Source organism: Pseudoalteromonas sp. J010 (assembly GCF_003934235.1).
Classification (GTDB): Bacteria; Pseudomonadota; Gammaproteobacteria; order Enterobacterales; family Alteromonadaceae; genus Pseudoalteromonas; species Pseudoalteromonas peptidolytica.
The window spans coordinates 41902-65326 of the sequence record NZ_RDBW01000001.1; the positions used below are offsets into that span (position 1 = coordinate 41902).

At 43.9% G+C, this 23425-nt stretch carries 19 protein-coding genes; 7 read left to right on the forward strand and 12 right to left on the reverse strand.

Annotated features, from left to right (window positions below):
- The first annotated feature begins 220 nt into the window (after positions 1–220).
- Both EAG18_RS00170 and EAG18_RS00175 read left to right on the forward strand, forming a co-directional pair.
- On the forward strand, positions 221–556 hold the full coding sequence (locus EAG18_RS00170) for a DUF3703 domain-containing protein (RefSeq protein WP_125250410.1): 336 nt from the start codon (positions 221–223) through the stop codon (positions 554–556).
- A 90-nt stretch (positions 557–646) separates the two neighbouring features.
- Complete coding sequence (locus tag EAG18_RS00175; RefSeq protein ID WP_275557196.1) at positions 647–1399, forward strand: helix-turn-helix domain-containing protein; 753 nt, start codon at positions 647–649, stop codon at positions 1397–1399.
- A gap of 58 nt (positions 1400–1457) precedes the next feature.
- Here EAG18_RS00175 and EAG18_RS00180 read toward each other — a convergent pair whose 3' ends face one another.
- Both EAG18_RS00180 and EAG18_RS00185 read right to left on the reverse strand, forming a co-directional pair.
- Positions 1458–2465: a fatty acid desaturase gene (locus tag EAG18_RS00180; RefSeq protein ID WP_125250411.1), complete on the reverse strand. Its 1008-nt coding sequence runs from the start codon at positions 2463–2465 to the stop codon at positions 1458–1460.
- Between the two features lie 115 nt (positions 2466–2580).
- Positions 2581–3018, reverse strand: coding sequence for a thioesterase family protein (locus tag EAG18_RS00185; RefSeq protein WP_125250412.1), 438 nt, complete (start codon positions 3016–3018; stop codon positions 2581–2583).
- A 572-nt stretch (positions 3019–3590) separates the two neighbouring features.
- Between EAG18_RS00185 and EAG18_RS00190 the strand changes: the two genes are divergently transcribed.
- Entirely contained in the window at positions 3591–3905 is a 315-nt protein-coding gene (locus EAG18_RS00190) for a hypothetical protein (RefSeq protein ID WP_125250413.1), read from the forward strand.
- A gap of 977 nt (positions 3906–4882) precedes the next feature.
- Positions 4883–6385, forward strand: coding sequence for a hypothetical protein (locus tag EAG18_RS00195; protein ID WP_125250414.1), 1503 nt, complete (start codon positions 4883–4885; stop codon positions 6383–6385).
- Between the two features lie 296 nt (positions 6386–6681).
- Here EAG18_RS00195 and gcvP read toward each other — a convergent pair whose 3' ends face one another.
- From gcvP to EAG18_RS00215, 4 genes are all read right to left on the reverse strand, one after another.
- Complete coding sequence (gene gcvP / locus EAG18_RS00200; protein ID WP_125250415.1) at positions 6682–9582, reverse strand: aminomethyl-transferring glycine dehydrogenase; 2901 nt, start codon at positions 9580–9582, stop codon at positions 6682–6684.
- Positions 9583–9764: 182 nt separating this feature from the next.
- Positions 9765–10154 (reverse strand): glycine cleavage system protein GcvH, encoded by a 390-nt coding sequence (gcvH, locus tag EAG18_RS00205; protein ID WP_125250416.1) that lies wholly within the window; start codon positions 10152–10154, stop codon positions 9765–9767.
- A gap of 63 nt (positions 10155–10217) precedes the next feature.
- Complete coding sequence (gene gcvT, locus EAG18_RS00210) at positions 10218–11300, reverse strand: glycine cleavage system aminomethyltransferase GcvT (RefSeq protein ID WP_125250417.1); 1083 nt, start codon at positions 11298–11300, stop codon at positions 10218–10220.
- Between the two features lie 85 nt (positions 11301–11385).
- Complete coding sequence (locus tag EAG18_RS00215) at positions 11386–11961, reverse strand: hypothetical protein (RefSeq protein WP_125250418.1); 576 nt, start codon at positions 11959–11961, stop codon at positions 11386–11388.
- Between the two features lie 129 nt (positions 11962–12090).
- Between EAG18_RS00215 and EAG18_RS00220 the strand changes: the two genes are divergently transcribed.
- Positions 12091–12936 (forward strand): LysR family transcriptional regulator, encoded by an 846-nt coding sequence (locus EAG18_RS00220; protein ID WP_125250419.1) that lies wholly within the window; start codon positions 12091–12093, stop codon positions 12934–12936.
- Between the two features lie 284 nt (positions 12937–13220).
- Positions 13221–13688: a transposase gene (locus tag EAG18_RS00225; RefSeq protein ID WP_125250420.1), complete on the forward strand. Its 468-nt coding sequence runs from the start codon at positions 13221–13223 to the stop codon at positions 13686–13688.
- Positions 13689–13948: 260 nt separating this feature from the next.
- Here the strand turns inward: EAG18_RS00225 and EAG18_RS00230 are convergent, their stop codons facing one another.
- The 6 genes from EAG18_RS00230 to radA all read right to left on the reverse strand — a co-directional run bounded on the left by EAG18_RS00230 (position 13949) and on the right by radA (position 20678).
- Positions 13949–15118 (reverse strand): FAD-dependent oxidoreductase, encoded by a 1170-nt coding sequence (locus tag EAG18_RS00230; RefSeq protein WP_125250421.1) that lies wholly within the window; start codon positions 15116–15118, stop codon positions 13949–13951.
- 10 nt (positions 15119–15128) lie between these two features.
- Positions 15129–16301 (reverse strand): 2-octaprenyl-6-methoxyphenyl hydroxylase, encoded by a 1173-nt coding sequence (ubiH, locus tag EAG18_RS00235; protein WP_125250422.1) that lies wholly within the window; start codon positions 16299–16301, stop codon positions 15129–15131.
- 12 nt (positions 16302–16313) lie between these two features.
- A complete protein-coding gene (gene pepP / locus EAG18_RS00240; protein ID WP_125250423.1) occupies positions 16314–17624 on the reverse strand; it encodes a Xaa-Pro aminopeptidase in 1311 nt (436 codons plus the stop codon).
- 2 nt (positions 17625–17626) lie between these two features.
- Positions 17627–18190 (reverse strand): UPF0149 family protein, encoded by a 564-nt coding sequence (locus EAG18_RS00245; RefSeq protein WP_125250424.1) that lies wholly within the window; start codon positions 18188–18190, stop codon positions 17627–17629.
- Positions 18191–18371: 181 nt separating this feature from the next.
- Positions 18372–19295, reverse strand: coding sequence for a hypothetical protein (locus tag EAG18_RS00250; RefSeq protein ID WP_125250425.1), 924 nt, complete (start codon positions 19293–19295; stop codon positions 18372–18374).
- Positions 19296–19307: 12 nt separating this feature from the next.
- Entirely contained in the window at positions 19308–20678 is a 1371-nt protein-coding gene (gene radA / locus EAG18_RS00255) for a DNA repair protein RadA (protein ID WP_125250426.1), read from the reverse strand.
- Positions 20679–20806: 128 nt separating this feature from the next.
- Here radA and EAG18_RS00260 point away from each other — a divergent pair, with 128 nt between their 5' ends.
- A complete protein-coding gene (locus EAG18_RS00260) occupies positions 20807–23308 on the forward strand; it encodes a PilZ domain-containing protein (RefSeq protein WP_125250427.1) in 2502 nt (833 codons plus the stop codon).
- The last annotated feature ends 117 nt before the right edge of the window (positions 23309–23425 follow it).

The following is a 23425-nucleotide window of genomic DNA, read 5'->3' on the forward strand; positions in this document are numbered from 1 at the left end:
GAATTTGCTGTGAAACGCAATATTTAATCACTTACCTCTTGCTGTCGACAATGTATAGATTGATGAATAACCCTAATTTGTGTGGCAAACAAGCACAAATATATAGCCAGTTTATTCAATTAACCTGAGCAGTTTGCGCGTAACATTAAGCTAAGCAAAAACACTGAAACTTGCTGATAAAAAATCCACAGCAACCGGATAAGCGAAGAGGACACCTTCCATGAAACCTGCATTAAAGTTAGCATTTCAAGCGGAAATGGCCGCAGCCAACAGGTACTATCAACACGCCCAGTATAGCGACTGTTTTTATCACTTAGAAAGAGCACATATTCTGGGGCAATCCTTTGTGATTGCACACACCCAATCCCATTGGTGGATGCTTAAGCTTGGTTACAAAACAAAGAATAAAAAAGAAATATTAGGACAAATAGCCCGAATTATTGCTGCGATGTTATTTTCTAAAATCTGGATCCCCAAAGGGAATACTGGTGGCACCAATGTGAACCCATTCAAACCAATGGCAATCCCCGACGATTTAGCACAGCATCTGAAATAACCGCCGCACAATAACGCCCTGAGGCAAGTTGTAAGGAGCCTCACTGCACATTACTATGGAACTCAAAATACAACCCAAGGGGCAAATGCTGTGATAGTACCTACAGTATGGATAGACGTGGGCGTGGTGCTTATTTATGGCTCGCACATAGACGCGGATTATCACCAACATGTAGCGCTGCAAGTCATCTGGCCGCAACATGGACACACGTACGAGTTAAATGGCAACACGTTACATGGTTTGACCATTATTGCTTCAAAACAAAGCCACTGTCTGAAAATACAAAAAGGATGGATAGTGTTAGTTGAGCCCACCAGCAGGTTAGGAGAGCAGCTTACAACGTTATTAAAAGCGCAACCTTTTTTGCATGTTGATGATAGTGATGACAAAAGTATGCGTTCACCTAAAGATAAAGAGGAGGCTTACGACCGTCTATCTCCTCTTTTTCAATCTCTATCGATAGACAGCACCTCGCTTAGATTAAACCAAAGCCTCGTTACAGATAGACGAATCCAATGCTTACTCAACGAGTTAAACACTTGCTTTGCCGCTGAGTGTATCAAACCAAAGCACTGGCGCGCAGCTGACGTCGCACAGACACTCCACCTCTGTGAAAGCCGATTTCTTCACCTTTTTAAGGCTCAAGTTGGAATAGCTTGGCGTCCATTTCTTTTATGGCGCAGACTAAACTGCGCACTACAAGCTTTAATAAAAGGATGCTCAGCAACTGACGCGGCATACATCGCTGGGTTTTCTGATGGCGCACACCTAAGCCGCACATTCCGTGCGACATTTGGCATGAGTATTGTCCAAGCAAAGGCGAGCTGGGTAACCAAAGATTAACGGCTCCTCGCCCCTTGTAAGCGCTTACTACCATAAAACATTTAGTAATAGCAATTGTCTAACTTTTAGCGGCAGACTTTTCGACAGGGTAATGATTTGCATGCCTTAAACTCTTTAAATCATTAAAACGCACGCCATGCAGCGCCATAATCGGGCGTATTTTTTTACTGATTAACTGTCTAATATAAAAGGGTTGATTAGGCACAAAGTGATGAATTGTGTGCGTGCGACCAAAGTCAAAGCAAAACAACTGAAACGGTAAAAACCAGCGACTGGTGATCACATGAGTCTGCTCCAGTATGTTACTCACGCCACCGTAATAATGCATGGAAGATGTTACGAAGTTTAAAGACGATGAACGGATAACATTAGGTATAATTAGCACCACCATGAAAAACTCAGCAACCGCAAGTAGCTCTGCCCCCCAATTGGGCAATGCAAATGGCTGTACCCATTGCACAGTGTAATAGACAATCACACCGTACAAAGTCACAAAATAAGCCGTGGCAAACGGAAAGCCAGCATTAAATACCTGTAAAAATTTAAAATCATTGATTTCTCGACTAAACCGTTTGGCATTAATTAACAAACCAAGTAACCCATCGCTGACCACCACAGCTCGTAGCCAAGGAGACCGAATGCCATTACCTACCAAGCGCTCTTCTAGGTCTTGCTCTGTGCCGGATACTTTATGATGATGTAAATGAATGCGTCTTCGATACCATGGATTGACAGTATTTGGCCGCATCATCCACACTGCCAGCATCATAAAATGATAAATCAGCGGACGGTTACTAAAATACTGCCTATGGATCAAATCGTGTTCAAGCTCATGAGAAATTGAAGTTATGAAGGCCGCCAACAGAACACATAGCCATGCAGGAATAATGGCAAAATAGTAGAGCAGCGCTACGCCAATCAGTGCACTTAACGACACCAGTAAAATCATCATAGCAATGCTATTTTGCTGATTTAAAATTGGGTAACGTACTCGAAGCATTTGTTCTTCAGCCTTGATAGCTGTGACTATCGCGTTAATATTCTGCTTGGAGGTTAATGTTGCCATTGGCTGCTGTATTTACTTTTTGATATCAGAATCATAGCGTATTCTTGTAGTGGCGGCTATCCGCCACAACCGCTTTCAAAACAGTGATACCAAACAACCACTAAACGCTATGCGGCTATTGATTATCGTCCATCTCGTATTGCTTCAATATAGCCAGCATATTCTCTGGAATTGGCGACTTTTGGCCTGTTTTCATATTAAACATCACCACATTGGCATACCCAGTGGTACAGATTGCCTGTTGCGATTCACTAAACGCCTCATAGCGCATAGTGAAGCGATCTTCTTTGATATCAGTAATATATGAACCAATGTGCAAAGTGTCGGGGAAAGTCACTGGGCGCTTGTATTGCGCGTACGTATCACGCAAAACCGGACTATGAGTCGGCTCTGATAAAATAGCAAGTAACCCAGTTTGCTTTAAAAAGTCGATACGCGCAGTTTCAAAATAACGAAAGTAAGACACGTTATTCACATGCCCCAACGCATCCATCTCTCCCCACACTACATTGATTTTTGTTTTGATTGCGAACTTCTCGAAAAATTCCTGCATGATATTGCCCCTAATTATGATTATTTAGCCTGAAGTTTGGATAAGGCATGCTCCAATTCATTGTTACTAAAACACAGCTTAGTTTTTCCTTGTCTAGCCAGAGGGTTTTAAAGAAAACGCCGCGTCTGCTCTCGCTAAGGTGCCTACATCTTGTAAGCAAGGCGACTTTACGCACCAATCGCTAGAGTTAGCGCTAAAACTGGCGGCTAGAGGGCATTAATTATCCGCAGCTCAGGCTATTTAGCCTGAGAGTAACAACTCATCGTACCAGCTACAAGAAATATGCGATAACTTTAGAAGTCGCCTCCACTGAAGCAACGAAGCCTTGGCACTGTCTCCTCAATGGACAATACCTGTAATTATTATACCATCAGTAAACTTTGAACTACCTCACCGCTACCCTCGCCGACTAAACCACAATCAAAAAATTGACACCCTTGAGATCACAAGCAGATAAAAATACTTTTTACTTATATTTCAATTATTTATAAAAAGCCGTAGGGATATTTAAAAGCTTGGTTCGAAACGTGCATTGAAATCAAAATTAAATTTAGTTTAAGAACATCACCAATATGAACAAAAACACAAATACCGTTTATGTGCTGAGTGGTTACGCTAAATGCACCATCGCTCAGCAAGGAAAATACAAACCCGGCAACAAACACTCCATCGGCCTGCTAACCACAGATGAAAACTATGAAGATAACATCGGTAAACTTGAAGCCTTTATTAAAGATTTAGGCTGGGAGTCCATTACATTTTGTATGGTCGAAACCGTTGACGACATCAGTACCTTACCCAACGACGTATTGGCTGCGAGCTTTCTTCGTGCTCAGCAAAATGGCCAATCATTAGTGGTAAACGATCTCCCTATTACCGTCCATTAAGGCGATAAGTACACGTGTAGGGGCGGCTTCACGCTGTGAGCTTTTGATGGTTGTAGTCTGAAGCTACAAAAAACATGTAGCTGTGACTTTTTTAAATCCGCTCTTCAACTTTACTTTTATATCGCCTTGCCGACCACCAGCAGCGGACTAAGCTATTTTACACCAAGCAGAAGTTGAGCTGGTAGGAGCGGCTTTACGCCGCGAGCTTTTGTAGATCACCATTACAAGAAAACATATAACTTGCAACACTAAAGGCTTCACATGCTCAAGTCCTCTCACAACCCGATTACTTACTAATGCCCCACCTTCTTTAAATTATTTGAACAAACACATCTCAAGACCAAGTAATTCCTATGAAGGCATAAAAATAGAGCTCATGTCTACACAAAAAATACAGGCAATGACTAGAAGTTTTTACTTAATTTATCCGGTTGAATGTAATGGTTCTCAAATATTTTAAATTGTTTAAAAAGTAAAACCCTGTTAATTTATTGATGTCTTGATTTTCTTTGTGTTGACACCCGATCAACAGGAAGACTCTGAAAGGCCGTCAAGTTAAAGCTAAATGGTATGTTCATGCTCAGGTATGTGCAGACCAATCTAAACCTAAACGTATACATTTTATATGTGTACCAATCTATGCATTCTTGTATAGACAAACTTTAACAAACTAAGGAGGTATAAATGAAAGTTTATATGAAACTTGTGATGTTAAACTATAGGTACTTTTTAACTAATCGACGAAGGAGTAAATGAAAATTTATCCAAGATAACGAAACGTTAAAAACTCGCAGGATGCGATAGCATTGAAAGGAGTCGGATGAAATGAGGAAACTTATCAAAGTAAACCTACTTTCATTAAATTTACTTGACGAATATTTCATTTGAATGGATATTCTGTGAATAGCCACGGAAACCGTTAGAATGGCCCCCCTGACGGATATACCTGAAGGGGTTACCCTTGAAGGATTATTCGTATGAAAGCTATTATTCAGTTTCCAATAGCGGACGCAAGACCTTTCAGTCCAACCTTAAATCTACGCCGTGCAGTGCCCGATTTCCCAGACCCTGTGACTGAAATCACTCCTCAATTTGTCCACCACTTTGGTGAAGCAAGAGAAAGAACAAGTGAACCAGATGAGGCTTGGCCTGATGAGTTAAAGTTTGTTACCGCCAAAAGAGCAATACAATTTCATGAACTGGAGAAATACAGACTTTCTGGAAGCTATGCAAACTTCAAACTAAAGTGTACTTATCGAAGATTGTTTAATGATGGCTGGGCTGTCGTGCGCACTGAAATTGGATTCAGTATACAGCATAGGAAAAAAATTAAGCATAATAGAACAAATTATTGCCGTTTTTCTATCAATGACGTGCTATCAATAGCCCAAGATATTTGCCAGCTGCCAACTCTAGTTTTCGGAAAAAATGGTCAAACTACGAAATCTGGACTCATACTGCAAGGAAAACACCTTGCCAAAAATTATGCTTTAGCTAGCCAGAATCGTACTAACTCTGCAGCTGATTTAAGCTTGCCGTTAGTGGAAGCCTGCAACCCTCTTATATTGATAGAGCTTGAAAATGAAGAAGCTAGTTTGGCTGTTACACTTGAACAAACAGCTGGGATAGTAAAGGTCGATGAAAAAAACATCAACGGTGCCAAGCTTTTTTATTGCAAGCTAAACGTCCGAAAAGGTTGCATCTCAACTTGGATTTTACAGAAAGGAACAGCGTCTAATTCACAGATCAGAAGTTTACGTATGTGTTTGTCCAGAATCCATGCCGAAAGAGAGGTGCTAGATTCAATTTTAAGACAAATCAAAAGAGGTGAACTTCTAAACAAACCTTCTGAGTTCTCTGTTGACAAATTAGATGAATATTTTAATAAACGAATAAAATTCTTAGATAGAAAAAGCTGGTATGGAATCGACCAATCTGAAATTATTAATGCGATCGAAGCAACTCAAAAAGTGGTAAGAAAAGCGAGTAACCAGCAACTTATCTCTCGTTATGAGGGCTCTAGACGACAAGTATTTGAAAAAGTTAGAAGATATCAAGAACGAAGAAATGCGCATACAATCAATAATATAGTAAAAATTAAGGAGGGAGCTATAATGGTAGATAAAAGTTTAACTATTGGTGGCGATGGAAATATAGTGAATATCGCCGAAAACATGGAAAATGTAACGAATTCAGTGAACAATAATTTTTCCGAGTCAATAGTAGATAAAAACATAGAAGGACTAGTAAAACAACTCCATGAAGAAATTCATAAAATTAGTCAAGAAGTAAACCCATCCACTGCGAAAAAGCTTGCAAGAAATGCCCAAAGTATAAGTGATGAAATTACCAGTGAGGAACCTGATAAAAGGTGGTTTGAGCTAAGTCTAACAGGTATAAAAGAGTGTGCAGAAACCCTAGGAAGCATCGCTAATCCGATCTTAAATATAGCCCAAAAACTTGCGCCTTTATTAAAGTGAGCTTTTCACGGTGACCCGGAATCTAGTGGGGTTGGATTTTGCTTTTGACACTCTTGCCAAAACACAAGCTGACCCTCTCCATCACATCGGAAAATAAGTTATTAGCACATAGAGTGGTATCTTAGCGATATGATGACGAGCGACGTAGCATCGCGGCGTGAAGCCGCTCCCACACACCAAGAAAAGAGCCAAACACGAGCCTCCACCACATCCACGCCCACAAAAAAGCCGCCCCTTTTGCAAAGGGCGGCTTTTCAATATTAGCTAAGTCGCGCAAAAGCGAGACTTACAACCTCTTACGCGTTGCGGTAAGTATCAACTGCGGGGCAAGAACAAATTAGGTTACGGTCGCCGTATACGTCGTCGATACGGGTTACCGTTGGCCAGAATTTGTCTTTTGCTACACTTGGTACTGGGAATGCAGCTTCGAGGCGGTCATATGCACGGTTCCAGTCGTTGCTTAGTACGTCAGCTTGCGTGTGTGGCGCAAATACTAATGGGTTATCTTCGATAGACCACTCGCCTGATGCAATCTTGTCGATTTCACCTTTGATAGAAACCATGGCTTCGATAAAGCGGTCGATTTCTACCTTAGACTCGGACTCCGTTGGCTCAACCATAAGTGTGCCCGCTACTGGGAACGACATCGTTGGTGAGTGGAAGCCGTAGTCCTGTAGACGTTTAGCAACGTCCATTTCAGTAATGCCTGTGGCTTCTTTCAATGGGCGTAGGTCAACAATACATTCATGAGCAACGCGGTCGTTACGGCCACGGTATAGAATTGGGAAGTGCTCGCTTAACTTCGCCGTTAGGTAGTTAGCGTTTACGATTGCCATTTCTGTTGCTTGTTTTAGGCCTTCGCTGCCCATCATCGCGATGTATGCCCACGAGATAGGTAGGATAGCAGCAGAGCCGTAAGGTGCCGCAGAAACCGCGCCGTTACCTACGTTTGTGCCTTCTACGTTGATCACGCTGTGGTTAGGCATAAATGGCGCTAGGTGCGATTTAACACCGATAGGACCAACACCTGGGCCACCGCCACCGTGTGGAATACAGAATGTTTTGTGTAGGTTTAAGTGTGATACGTCAGAGCCGATTGAACCTGGGCTAGTTACTCCAACCTGTGCATTCATGTTTGCGCCGTCCATGTATACTTGACCGCCGTGCTGGTGCACGATGTCGCATACTTCACGGATAGACTCTTCGTATACACCGTGTGTGGACGGGTAAGTGACCATGATGCACGATAGGTTTTCAGCTACGTCAGCGGCTTTCGCGCGTAGATCTTCTATATCGATATTACCGTTTTTATCACAGTCAACCACAACCACTTTCATGCTTGCCATTTGTGCAGACGCTGGGTTTGTACCGTGCGCTGAACTTGGGATCAAACAAATATTACGGTGACCTTCACCGCGAGACTCATGGTACTTACGGATAGCAATAAGACCTGCGTACTCACCTTGTGCACCTGAGTTTGGCTGTAGTGATACTGCGTCGTAACCTGTGATGTTCACAAGCCAGTCGTGCAGCTCAGTCATCATGATCTTGTAACCTTGTGCTTGGTCGATTGGGCAGAACGGGTGTAGCTCTGCAAACTCAGGCCAAGTCACAGGGATCATTTCAGCGGTCGCGTTTAGCTTCATGGTACACGAGCCCAATGAGATCATTGAGTGGTTTAATGCTAAATCTTTGTTTTCAAGACGCTTGATATAACGCAGCATCTCGGTTTCGCTATGATAGCTGTTAAAGTTCGCGTGCGTTAAAATTTCATCGTCGCGCACTAAGCTTGCAGGAATACCTGTGATGTTCTCGCCTGATACTTGTGCGTCTAGCGCATCTACATTTAGGCCGTGGTCGTCACCTAAAATAATATCAAATAACTCAGCTACGTCCGCACGCGTTGTGGTTTCGTTTATTGCAATTGAGTATTCGCCGTTATGGTTAAGAGCAAAGTTCACGCCTTTTGCTACTGCACGCGCCACAACTGCTTGTTTGTCAGCGTCGTCCGCTTTAACCGTAATAGTATCAAACCACGTATCGTGCTTCAGCGCCACGCCTTTTGCTTTAAGACCGGTGGCAAGAATGCTTGCAAGGCGATTAATGYGCTCAGCGATGATCTTAAGACCTTGAGGGCCGTGGTAAACCGCGTAAAACGCAGCCATGTTCGCAAGTAACACCTGTGCAGTACAGATGTTTGAGTTCGCTTTCTCACGGCGGATATGCTGTTCACGAGTTTGCATCGCCATACGTAGCGCGTCGTTACCTAAACGATCTTTAGACACACCAATAATACGGCCTGGTAGTGAACGCTTGTAAGCATCACGCGTGGCAAAGAACGCCGCGTGTGGACCACCGTAACCCATAGGTACGCCAAAACGCTGTGCAGAACCAAGCACTACGTCTGCACCTAGTTTACCTGGTGCTTTAAGTAGCATTAAGCTCATGATGTCTGCGGCAACACAGGCAATCGCTTTTTTCTCTTGTACTTGTGCGATTAGGTCAGTAACGTCAACCACTTCACCTGATGTTGTTGGATATTGGAAGAGCGCGCCGAAAATGTCGTGGTTAGCAGCGTCGCTAGCAGGGCCTACTACGATTTCAAAACCAAACTGCTCAGCACGCGTTGATACTACGTCAATAGTCTGTACATGTACGTCGTCTGCAATAAAGAAGGTGTTTGCTTTTTTCGCTTTAGATACACGTTTTGCAAGCGCCATTGCTTCTGCGGCTGCGGTTGATTCGTCAAGTAGTGACGCACTGGCTAAGTCTAGGCCGGTAATGTCCATAGTCAGCGTTTGGAAGTTAAGTAGCGACTCCAAGCGACCCTGCGCAATCTCTGGCTGATAAGGGGTGTAAGCCGTGTACCAACCCGGATTCTCAAGTACGTTGCGTAAAATAACATTAGGTACATGAGTTGGGTGATAGCCTTGACCGATGTAAGATTTGAAAACCTTGTTTTTGCTCGCTACTGATTTCAGGTAGCTAAGGGTTTCCACTTCTGTGCGGCTTTCACCGATCTGTAAGCCCTCTTCTAAGCGAATTGAAGCAGGTACAGTTTGACCGATCAGCTCTTCAACACTAGATACTCCAAGAGCGCTTAGCATCTCACTCACCTGTGCTGGGCTTGGCCCGATATGGCGACGGATAAAATCTTGCTTTTGCTCTAACTGTTCAAGAGATTTGGCGTTTGACATTAGTCCAGGTTCCTATGATCCAAATGAAAAAGGTGAATACTGTTTTTATCTAAAAAAGATACCTTGGTAACGGCAGTATTCTAAAAACGTTGGTATGAACTCGTCATACCTTGAGCAAGCACCCTTGCTCAAAAAGCAACAATAAAAGCCCCTAAAAAGGGGCTTTTATTACTATCAACAAATTAGTCTTCGTCGATTGAATTTGCGTAGCCTTCAGCGTCTAGTAGATTGTCTAATTCTGACTCGTCAGACGCTTTAATACGGAACAACCAACCGTCACCGTACGCATCGTTGTTTACAGTCTCAGGCGCATCTTCTAGGTCTTCGTTTACCGCAATGATAGTACCGCCGATTGGTGCATAGATGTCTGATGCTGCTTTTACAGACTCAGCAACTGCACAGTCTTCACCCGCGTCAACTTCATCGTCTACGTCTGGTAATTCAACGAATACCATGTCGCCTAGAAGTTCTTGTGCGTGCTCAGTGATACCTACTGTGTACTCGCCATTGCCTTCAGCGCGAACCCACTCGTGTGAAGTAGCGTACTTTAACTCGCTAGGAATGTTGCTCATTTTTTTGTTCCTTTGGTCGATTGTGATGACGCCCCGTGAGCGACACCAATGTTATTCTTAAAATTAGATAATTGACTTGCCGTTACGAACGAAACTTGGCTTAACTACTTTAACATCAACTAGTTTCTTACGCATTTCAACCTGTGCGGTCTCGCCAACTGAACGAGGTACACGCGCAAGCGCGACACTAAAGCCTAAAGTCGGAGAGAATGTACCAGAAGTGATAACACCTTCGCCACCTTCTACGATAACTTTAGAGCCACCGCGCAACACACCTTTACTTTCAAGGACTAGACCAACTAACTTGTCAGTGCTTTTTTCTGCGCGCTGTTTGGTAATAGCTGCACGGCCAATAAAGTCACGATCCTCTGGCTCCCAAGCGATAGTCCATGCCATGTTCGCCGCAAGCGGAGAAACCGTTTCGTCCATATCAGAGCCATAAAGGTTCATGCCCGCTTCTAAACGTAGCGTATCACGTGCACCTAAGCCAGCTGGACGCACGCCTGCGTCTAATAATTTTTGCCATAAATCCGCAGCACCGTCGTTGTGCACTACGATCTCATAACCTGCTTCTCCGGTGTAACCTGTTGTTGCAATGAAAAGCTCGCCAGCTTGCACACCGAAAAATGGTTTCATACCCGCAACGGCAGCTTGTTGTTGTTCGTCTAGAATAGTCGCTGTTTTCGCAATCGCATTTGGTCCTTGTACCGCAATCATTGCGTACTCAGGGCGCTCTGTCACTGTCACGTCAAAACCGGTTGCCACAGCATTAATGTGTGCAAGATCTTTTTCACGTGTTGCAGAGTTAACGACTAGGCGGTATTGCGTTTCAGTGAAGAAGTAAATGATAAGATCATCAATCACGCCACCCTGCTCGTTTAGCATACCGGTATATAGCGCTTTACCTGCCACTGTTAACTTAGCTACATCGTTTGCAACTAGTTTTTGTAGAAATGCTTTAGCGTCTACACCTTCGATATCAACAATCGTCATGTGTGAAACATCAAACATGCCCGCGTCTTGGCGCACCGCATGGTGCTCTTCAATTTGTGAGCCGTAGTTGATTGGCATTTCCCAACCGTGGAAGTCTACCATTTTTGCGCCAGCTTCTAGGTGCTTAGCGTGTAGTACTGTTTTAGAAGTCATACTTATCCTTCACTTTTTTACTCAGCAACTTATATTGGGCACTGAGGGGGTTATTGTTATCGCACTTACGATAACTGCACGGAATTTATGAAACGAGTTTAAAACCAGCATCAGTAAGCGTTGTTTGCCACTTATCTAACACAGCAGCTTGTGCAATCAACTGGTATTGTTGCTGTTCGTCCACCAGCAAGGTTGTAATAAATACTTCGCCGCTTTGTTTGCCATAACAGGCATTTTTGTCTGAAATCCTGAGGCCTGGTGTTAACGTAAAGTCGTGAATCAAACGCTCAAACGCAAGCTCACCACTTAAGGTTGCTGCGGCTAAGTCGTGACGACGTACCAGTTCAATATCAAACTCATCCGCATGATTATCAATCAATGTTGCAAGCTCAGTGGCAGCTCTTTCACTGACAACAAAACGGTAAGCAGTTTCACTAAAATAGTACACGGCAAAATTTTCGCCACTGTCTAGCTTGCCCTGAAAGCCCAAGCCTGGCGCCATTAATTTATTTAGATTAAGGGTAAGAATTTGACTTAAAAAAGGCGTGGTTTCAAAGCCACTGAAGTCCAGCACCACAACAGCATCCGTTGGCTTGTAATGGTTTTGCGCCGGAACACTGCCCTGACGGTGCTTTGCAAAGATAATTGGCGTGACGCTCATGGCACTACCTTAGTGAAATTTCGATGAGCAAAAGTATAAGGATGCGCAAACTCAACAACAAATTGTATTTACTTATCAATTGATAAATAATATTAATGTACTTGGGTTTTATAAATTGCATTTCCTTATATGAAAAACTTATCAATTGATGGATTAAGAACGCTGGTCACTGTGGTAGATGTCGGTGGCTTTGCCAAGGCTGGCGAGCTACTAGGCTTGTCTCAGCCCGCTGTTAGTTTGCAAATTAAACGCTTAGAAGACATGCTCGGTTGCAAGCTGTTTAAAAAACAAGGACAGCGGCAGATATTAAATCAATATGGCGAGCTACTTTTGCCACTTGCCAAACAAATGCTGCAGCAAAACGATGCAATTATTCAGCAATTTACCTCTGAAAGTGTCACAGGCAGAGTGCGATTGGGTATTCCCAGTGAATTTGCAGCGCGGATCTTACCCTCGATTATTGGTGATTTTGTGTCTTTATATCCCGATGTTGCACTTGAAGTTAAATCAAGGCTGAGTAAACACTTACTTTCTGTGGTAAGGCAAGATCAATTTGATTTAGTGTTGGCGCTTAACGAAGAGCTCAGTTCGTCCAAGTATCCGGTGTTTATGCAAGATCAGTTGGTCTGGGTTGGCGATTTATCACTTGCGCAGCATTCGGTTGTCACTTTAGTCACCGCACCAGAAGGCTGTATCTATCGCCGCCGCGCTATTGAAGCGCTGCAACAAGCTGGCTTGCAATACCGTATTGTATACAGTAATGCCGATTTAACCGGCCTTACTGCAGCTTTAAAAGAGGGGCTCGGGATCACTGTGCTAGCCAAAAGCACTGTTCCTACGGAATTGCCTTATCAGACCCAAACCCAAATATTACCCAAGCTCGGGAAAATTGGTATCAGCCTAGTCAAGAACACCCAAGAGTCCGCCCATGCCGTTGATAAACTCGCCGAGTTTATTGCATTGAGGTTAGGTTAAAAGATCGCGGGGTAAACCCGCTCCTACCAGCAACATAAAGCCTCTGTGGCAGGTGCTTTACGCGGTGAAGCGGATTTAAGAAAAGGTCGCGATATAAAATCGCTCCTACCAGCAACCTGAAACCTCTTTGGCAGGCGTTTTAATCCGGTGATACTGACTCAAGAAAAGCTCGCGGGGTAAACCCGCTCCTACCAGCAACATAAAACCTCTGTAGGAGCCGCTTTACGCGGCGATCTTGTCCTATACTTACGTTAGCACTTATTAACGAACTCAAGGAGAGAGTCATGCCACATAGCTGCCGTTTAAGAAAAGGTCGGGTTTCATCGGCAGGTCAATATTATGCAATCACCATTTGCTGTAAAAACAAAGCCGCTATTTTTAATAACCTCGCAGTCAATCAAGTTGTTATTCGCGAAATTTACCACCTTGAGCAGGATAACATTATCAAATTAATTGCCTATACGCTGATGCCCGATCATTTACATCTTCTGTTTCAACTAAAGGATGTGTGTTCCTTATCTGATACCATTAAGTCGTTAAAAGGAAAAATAGCAACTAAGTTAAGAACAATGAATGTTAGGCAGCTATGGCAAAAAGGTTTTTATGACACCTGTATTTTGCATAACACCATGTTAAAAAACCAAGCAAGATACATAGTTGCAAACCCGCTTCGAGCTGGGTTGGCAAAACAGATTGGCGATTACCCTTACTGGAATTGTATTTATTTAAGTAATGGAATTGGGGATTTATAAAGTTGGTGATGCCTGCTTTAGGAAAAGATCGCGATGTAAAATCGCTCCTACCGGCAATATAAAACCTTTGTGGGAGCCGCTTTATGCGGCGAGATTGTTGAAATGATCGCGATGTAAAATCGCTCCTACCGGCAACATAAAGCCTCTGTAGTAGCCGCTTTACGCGGCGATACTAATTTAGGAAAAGATCGCGGGGTAAACCCGCTCCTACCAACAATATAAAACCTCTGTAGGAGCCGCTTTACGCGGCGATCTTTCTTTTATTTACCGCCGACAGCTTCTTTAGCGAACAGGTGCTTAATAGGGCCGAGATTGTCGACCAAGCTTAGACCCACTCCGCGCACTAACTTTTTAAGCGGATGATTGCCTTCGAACAGTTCTTTAAGCCCTTGCATCATGGCAATGTGCTTTTGAGCATCGGCTTTTCTGCTGCGCTCATATTGACGCAGTATCCGTGTGCTGGCAAATTGCTCTTGTGATGCTGATAACAAAGTGATCAGATACGCAGCGTCTTTTAATCCTAGATTCATACCAAGACCTGCAAGTGGATGAATGGTATGTGCCGCATCCCCCATCAAAACGATACGCCCTTGCACCCACTGTTTTGCATAGCGCATGGTCAGAGGAAAAACATGCCTTTCGCCAACCAATTCGCACACGCCACACTGCATATCAATTGCTGCGCTTAAAGCTTTATTGAACGCCTCGCCCGACATGGCTTGTAGCTGCTTTGCTTTATCTGGTGCGGTAGACCACACAATTGAATGAGTGTATGGGTCATCAAGCGGCAAAAAAGCCAGCGGTCCATCGGGGAGGAACACTTGTCTTGCCGTTGCATCATGAGGCGCTGCGGTTTTTATCGTTGCAACCAGCGCATGGTGATCATAATCCCAATAAGTGATTGGCATATTAAACTGCTGACGAATAGCAGAACGAGCACCGTCAGCTGCTACCACTAACTTTGCCATCACCGGCTCACCAGTGGCTAAGGTTAACAGCACATCAGAATCTGTTTGATGCAGGCTTTGATATTTGGTGTTCCACATCAGCTTAGCCGACTGCTCTGCTTCGAGCGCCGTTAACAGCGCATAGCGAATGGCGTCATTTTCAATAATATGACCAAGCTCAGGTAAATCTAGCGATTCACTGTCAAAGGCAATTTTACCAAAGCTATCTTTATCACGTACATCCATACGAGTATATGCCGCGGCGCGCTGCGCTTTAATATCAGGCCATACCCCTAAGCGCTCAAATAACGCTTGGCTTGCAGCGCTTATCGCGCTTACGCGCGCGCTGTATTCTTGTGCCAATGGGGCTGGCTTTTCACCACTGTCTAACACTAATACCGAGATATTTTGCTGCGCAAGCCCCAGCGCCAGCGTTAATCCAATACATCCACCACCAACAATACAAACTTGCACTTGTTGCATGCCAACTCCTTTATCCTTTATACCCCATCAATTGTTTAGCCAGTGGCGCTCTTGCTGTTTTGGACAGCGCCATGGTGAGTAGACCTAAACTGCGGCCTAAAGCTAACGTTCTTGATGAGTTTGAAAATAGTCGAACGAGCGCATCGGTTAATGTCATCACCGTGTTAATGTCTTGCGCTCGCGCCAGTTGATAAGCACGCGTAAATTGAAAGCTCCCCCACTCGTCGGGCGCAACGGCCTGACATTGTGCGGTAAGTACTTGAATATCTCTTAGGCCTAGATTAAAGCCTTGTCCTGCAATGGGGTGAATAGCATGCGCGGCGTTGCCAATCACCACAACGCGATGGTGCGTGAGCTGCTCTACCCGACCAAGTACCAGCGGATAACTGGCTCGCATGCCTACTTGTACAAAGCGCCCAGCGCGATAACCAAAGGCTTGTTGTAATGCTTGCAAAAATTCAGCTGGCGCCATCGCTTCAAACTCATTGAGTTTGTCATTAGGCATACACCACACCAGTGAATAACGGTTATCACTCATTGGCAGTAGCGCCATTGGGCCATGTTCAGTAAAGCGCTCGAACGCCTGACCACCATGAGCTGAGTCAATCTGCACATTGGCGATCAACGCCCCTTGCTCGTAGCCTATGCTATCAAAGCCGATATTGAGTTTAGTTCGCGTAGGAGAGTTTGCGCCGTCGGCAACGACCAGTAAACGACCACATACTTGCTCGCCATTATCAAGCGTTAGAACAACTTGCTCAGGGCATTGTGTTATTTCAGTCACCTGATTTGGGCAAAATAGCGTGACGTTAAGACCTGCGAGTTGCTCATGTAAAAAGCTGCCATAAGGATTGACTTCAACCACATAGCCTAAGGCTTGCTCAGCATAATCTTCAGGCCGGATCCACGCTTTACCAAAGTGGCCTCTATCAGAAACATTGACCTGTGTGATTGGCTCAACGTATTGCCACTGGGGATTAAATAGATTTAGCTTGCCCAAAAATGCAACCGACTGTGCAGCAAGTGCAATACTGCGGTCATCAAAACTCGGGTGCTGATTACCTTTCGGTACGAAGGCTTCAATAACCGCAATGTTTGCCTGCGGAGAGGCTTTTTTCATGGCAATAGCGGCGCTGGCTCCTGCCATACCACCGCCAACCACGACGACATCAAACTGTTGCACGCAATGTGTCCACTAGTTATTCATTAATGCTTCTATTTCTGTGATGGTTTTTGGCACCAACGCGGTTAAATTTTCATAACCGGTGTCTGTAACCAACAAATCATCTTCGATACGAATGCCAATTCCTTTATATTCATCAGGAACTTGCGCATCTTCGTCAAAATACAAACCAGGCTCAATGGTGAGCACCATACCAGGTTCAAATGGACGATCCGCTTCGTCTAACTTATATTCACCAACATCGTGAACATCAAGACCAAGCCAATGACCCAAACCGTGCATATAAAATGCTTTACATGCCTGAGCATCTAACAGCTCGTTTACGTCACCCGCAAGAATACCCAAATCTACAAGTCCCTCAGTCAATACTTTCATCGCGACTTGATTTGCTTTAACTAACGTGCCACCGGGTTTAACCTCGTTAAAGGCGGCATATTGTGCTGCCAATACTAGGTCATATACTTTGCGCTGGGCATCCGAAAACGTACCATTCACAGGAAAAGTACGAGTTATATCTGCCGCATAGCCTTCCAGTTCACAACCTGAGTCGATAAGTACTAAGTCACCGTCTTTTAGTGCATCGCTATTGTCTGTGTAGTGTAAAATCGTCGCATTGATACCGCTACCTACGATGGTGCCATAAGCTGGGTGACGCGCACCGTTCATTGCATAGTGATGGTGAATTTCAGCTTCAAGCTGGTATTCCGTCGCACTAGGCTTTGCAAACTGCATCGCACGTATGTGCGCTTCTGCGCTAATTCTGCCCGCTTCGCGCATCACGGCGATTTCCGCATCTGACTTAAACAAGCGCATTTCATGCACAAGTGGACGGACATCTTTGATTATCTCAGGTGCGCGATAGCCCTTTTTCGGCGCGCCACGTAGTGTGCTGAGTAACTGCCATACTTTGTCGTCAAATGCGCTGTACGTGCCTTGACCGTAGAACAACACCTTGCGGCCATTCACAAGATTGAGTAGTTCATCGTCTAAGTCGCTAAGTGCAAAGGTATGGTCAAGTTCAAGTTGCGACTTAGCTTGCTCATAGCCCATACGACGACCATGCCAAATCTCAGCAACCTTATCTTTATTACGACAGAACAACGTAGACTGACCGTTGCCCTCGCGGTCTTTTGTTAATACTAAAACCGCATCAGGCTCTTTGAAGCCAGTGAGATAAAAAAAGTCACTGTCTTGACGAAACGGAAACTCAGTATCGCGGCTACGGGTTAATTCAACAGCCGCAGGAATAATTGCGACGGCATTATTATCAAGTGCTGCAATAAGGCGCGCACGGCGTGCTACAAACTCGCTGTTTTTAATCATAATTAATGTATCGTTTTTGATGTGCCAACAGACTGCGATTCTTTACCCATTTCGGCAAAGCACAACAGTGTAGAAACTCGAACATACTCAATCACTTCGAGTAATGCTTCTTGATCTTCGTTAGAGTCTTCAAAGCCGGTATCCAGTTTTGTGATCTCGCTAAAGTCGTTGATCACCTCTTTCACGTCTGAAGATAACTTGCCATAGTCTTTTTGCTTTAGACCAAAGCCTAGTAAAAAGCCCGATACCCAAGCTATCAAGGCATTCGCTTGGTCATGCAATGATTCGTCTTCCGGCGGTAAATATAGTTCAAACTGGAACTCACCGTCGTTGAAGTGTTCAGCGACTTGCTTATAAAGGTCGATGCAAAATTCCCGTATTGGCGCTGAGAATTTTTGACCATCATTAAATACATCGCTTAGTAACCCTAAATACTCAGAGTCTTCGATATTCAGGCCACAGGCCAATAGCCCAGATATAGTGCCGTGAACTTCGGCAGGGGCAATAAATAATTCGTGTTTTTCTAATAGCAATTGAGCTTGCTGGTAGTCTTTGAATTCGCTCATGATACTTTCCCAAGCAATTGATACTCCAATGCTACCACCGCAGCCAGCGCAACTCCAACGAATTGTATGATCAACCTCAAAGCTGAACTAGAATCCACCACTTTTTACAACCTCAATATAAAGGGAAAGTTTGCACTTCCCTTTACTTGATGCTGCAAGCGCGTGGCTTTTTATCTCAGTATTACTTGCCGTTGGCTTCTACCTTAATTAACTCAGCGAGTAACTCTGGGTCTTGTGACATAGCAACAGGTAACTGCTGACTCAACGCCATGAAATTTTGATTGTGTGTTGATGTGATAGAGAGTGAAAGGGTGTTCATTCCCAAAGCAAAGTCATTGATCGCCTGTTGTACCTCTTGAGGCAAAAACATCATCTGTAGTTGCTGCGCAGCAGCAGCTCTAAAGTCTGCAAGGGTCATCCCCTGCTGAGCCAACTCCGACTCAATAAATTCCGAGAGTTTACCCTGATTATTGATGGTAAGCGCAAGAGACTTAAATTGCAGTGACTGCATCGCGGCCATTAATTGCGACTGTAATTGCAACTCCTGCTCAAGGCTTAATGTTTGACTATCCAGCTTCGATGCCGCCAACGAGACTTCCATCAATTTTTTACTGTTGCCTAGAGAGATAGTGAAGTCTCCTTGTACTAATTCATCAGCTAAGGCCATCAGCGCAAACTCACTGTCGCCAGATGCTTCATCAAAGGAGAAGCTGGTTTTCACATGATATGTTGCCGCGAGCAGCTCAGGTGAAGTACCTTGTGAAAATACATCAGCTTTACTGTTGAGTTTTATCCCAACAAATTCGAGCTCAGTGAGCGGGCTTATCTTATTTTGCTCGTAACCGGCAATATTTAGCTTATCAATAGTGAACATTGGAACATTTTGCGCTAATGATGAGATCTGTAATTGTGTGATCTCTACATCTCGTGTCAACAAATCAACGGAGCTGCTGGCAAAATCAACATCAAGACCCGTGTCGGCTTCAAAACCAGCTATCTTTTGAGTGATCGCTTGTTCTATCTGGTCATTGACATAATAATTTACACCAACATACCCTGCGCCTGCTAAGGCTGCGGTCACCAATACTACTGTGGTTTTATTCATTTTTTACTCCGTTTAAAAAAGCGCCTCAAGTGCTTCGCTTAGGCTCGAGACAGCAACGATTTCCATCCCTTCAATTTTTTCTTTTGGTTGATTTGCTTTTGGCACAATGGCTCGTGTAAAGCCATGTTTTGAAGCTTCACGCAAACGCTCTTGCCCGCTAGGTACAGGGCGGATCTCTCCACCAAGGCCTACCTCACCAAATACCACAAGCTGCCTATCTAGTGATTGGTTTTTAAAGCTCGACACAAGCGCTGCAATCAAGGCCAGATCAGCGCTGGTTTCGGTGACTTTGACCCCACCCACCACATTGACAAAAACATCTTGATCCGACACTTGTAATCCGCCATGACGATGCAACACCGCAAGTAACATGGCTAAACGGTTTTGCTCCAAACCAACCGTGACGCGGCGAGGGTTCGCCAGTTGCGAATAGTCAACCAAAGCCTGGACTTCTACCAATAGCGGTCTTGTACCTTCCCAAATCACCATCACCAAAGAACCTGGCGTTTGTGCCTCACCGCGATTAAGGAAAATAGCAGACGGGTTACTTACTTCTTTCAAGCCTTGACTGGTCATCGCGAAGACACCTAGCTCATTGACCGCGCCAAAGCGATTTTTATTGCCTCGCAACGTTCTAAAGCGGCTGTCAGCGCTGCCCTCTAATAAGATTGAACAGTCAATACAGTGCTCTAGTACTTTCGGCCCTGCTAATGTTCCGTCTTTAGTTACATGGCCAACCATGATAATGGCAACCTGATTTTGCTTTGCAAAGCGTGTTAAATACGCGGCGCTCTCTCGAACTTGAGAGACAGAACCCGGCGCTGATTGAATATCATTCATGTGCATAACTTGAATGGAGTCTATTACCATGATGCTGGGTTTTTCTCTGAGCGCAAGCTGGCAGATGGTTTCTACATTGGTTTCTGCTAACGTTTTTAGTTTATTGGTAGGCAAGCCCAATCGGGTTGCTCGCATGGCAACTTGTTGCAGGGACTCCTCGCCCGTCACATATAACGTATTCATGCTCTCGGCTAAGCGACACATCGTTTGCAGCAACACAGTACTTTTACCAGCACCTGGACTACCGCCGATTAATATTGCGCTTCCTGGAACAACTCCGCCGCCCAAAACACGGTCAAATTCGGTAAAGCCAGTTGAAAATCTGGGTAACTGCTCCAGGTTTACTTCATCTAAGGTTTGTACTTTCGCTTCAACAAAGCCTGCATAACCTGAGGTCACGCCACCTTGTGGCGCAGCTTTAGCCGATGGAACCCGAAATTCTGTTACCGTATTCCACGCCTTACACTCAGAACATTGCCCTTGCCAACGCGCGAACTCTGCTCCACAATCACTACATACAAATGCTGTTTTCTTTTTTGCCATAAATTACAGGTATATATCTTGCTTAAACATAATAATCGATAAAGAATAAACTAATAATACGCCAAAGTTGACATAATATTGGCGTTGACCCTAAGGTCACATTAAAACGAGCGCGTGTAAAACTATTTATGCCTGAAGATAGATTACAAAAATATCAGAGCTTAATTGATGATTTAAAGCTGGATCTTGGTGACCCTGCTTTTGATCGCATTTTTAAGCAACGCACTGCGGAGCTATCCAAGCCAGACCAATTTCTACTGAAAATGGAAATGTCTAGGTTGTCTCAGCCCGTAGCTAGATTTATTGACCTCAGAGGACAAGTTGCAGGTCAAGTTAAGCCTTATGAATACGAGGGCAAACAGCATTTTATGGATGATGTTGCTATCGATGTTTTTGAGCAGGAAGTGGCTAGACATGGCGGCTATACCCTAGCTGTTTATGAAGCCGTGATGAGCACCGAAAACAACTACAAGGTGATGCAGAAGCAAGCAAAAGAGCGTGAAGAAGAAGTAGAAAAAGACGCTGAAAACCATAACTATACTAAGCTTATTCGGTTTGCTTCTTATGAAAGCCGCTCTGAAGAGCGAATGAATTACTCCATCAAAATTACGGTTGAGTTAGCACAAAATCAACCTAAGATTTCAGCCACAACTTCAGATATTTCATTAAGTGGTGCAAAAATAAAATTACCGACCAATCAGCAAGTTGACCCTGGTCAAATTATCTCAATACGTTTGGTTGGCCTTGAACAAGATTTTGAACTTGGTTTAAAAGAAGGGATCCAGTATGAAGTGGTCGCTGTTGAGCCTGGCACCATAGAATATAACCAAGTACGTTTAAAAAGAACGTTTATCGAAAAAAACCAAGGATTCGATGACTTTTTAAACAGCTTTATTCATGGTAACAAACGTCGCTACAAAATTAATTTAGATAACACTTTAGATGCCGTAGTCTGTAAAGGTTATGAGCAGTATTATTTGCCACGAGTGTGCTCTTTGTTTGTTTTTCTAAGTGAAAAGCAACAAAAACTGTTTCCAAGTATGGTACTCACTAATGAGAATAATGCGGGTCTTAATTATTACTTTGAAGATGAAAAGAAACAATCAGCACTATACAGCGTATTCAACCAAAAGCGAGTGCAACGCCTACTTGAATTAACTGGTGCGGTGAAAGAGGCGGTATGCCATGTATTCACTCACTCAAGCCAAGGTAAAATGTATTTTTATTCTGCGTTTGATTTTGAGTTAGCCGAATTGCCGCAGCTTAACGATCTGTTTTTTGCCTTTGGTAGCCAAAAAGACAGTTTTAAAAGCTTTAAAGTGCAATTAATGCCAAGTCATCATGAAGATGCCTTTATTCCTTTATCCTTGCCTGCGAGCGCGGGGAAAAACGTTGAAAAGCTTAACAAACGCCCGTCACCACGAGTGCAAGGGTTTATCCAAAATGTAAAATACTTAATGCAATTGACCGACGTCACAACCCCATCAATCAGCGAACGTTTTTTACACCTCAATTATGAAAAATCGCTAGTCAATCAGCTCAAAAAGTTTGGCCACGGCAAGTCATCAACGCCACCTTCGCTCGAAGTCGTTGCATTGGAGTATGTTAATCTCAGGGCGCATCGCCGCTATCTCTATAAAACGGCAGCGATTGTCACGGTTGATGGTCATGGCGTATTCAATTGTGTTACCCGTGACTTTTCGGTTATGGGATTGCAAGTGGAGTGTGAAGAAGCGATCCCCGTTAAAAAAGGAGACTCTATTCACCTTGACTTAGTGGATCTACAGAAGCTAACTAAGCAGCACAATTTAACCAAGTTGCGCTATGAAGTTATGATGGTCAATAAAACTAGTACTATTATCAACTTAAAGGTGCAAAAAATTGGTCAGCTTGACCATAATGCAATGAGTTTCTTTAAAGTATTAATAGACAACAACAAAGACAAATTAGTTGCCTGTGACGAGGCGCCAAAAGTCCCGGGGTTATCCACAGCACTACGTAATATGGTGACAAAATCAGTCTGTCAGTTTCCACTGTATTTGCACAAAGAAGCATCGCACAATACCGTTGGTGCTATCGGCCAAGGCCTGTACCCGACATCCTTGCACCACCTGCTCCACTCTTTTAGCGATAGCAGTGATAACACCATAGATGCAAAAGCTATTTTTCCTGAGCGCTTTGTCGAAGAAAAGCTAAGTGATGTGTTAAAAGGGCAAACTAGGCAGGATAAGCCGCTAAAATTTTTGGTTTTTATCAAGTTTGACTCCGAGCAAAAAACACAGCATGAGGCGATAAGTTCACAAGTCATTGCACAAGAGGAATCACTTGATAGCTTATATCTATTCGCTAAAAAAGCATTGCGCAACGACCTATTATTCGTATATCAGCTCTACGTATCAAAAACTGGTCGCCCAGATATGGATTACTTGGCCAATGAATTGCGCTACGTCAGTCATTACGCTATTCATAAAGCCAAGGACTTAGAAGAAGCGCTGTGGTCAATTACAGGTGTCTGTGATTTGGTTGATGTAAGTGAATATGTGATCAATAACATGGGATTTGATGCACCACTTATTCACGCTATGGAAGAAAAGAAAAAACGCTGGCTAGAAGCCAACTTTAAGCATTAGCCGTATGACGTTGTGGCAACGAGCGCATACGGCCGCTTGTGTTCGTGTAATATAACACTGAGGTTATACCAATTTGACTTAATACTTGCTCAATTTGAAGGAGTAAATCTGACGCTA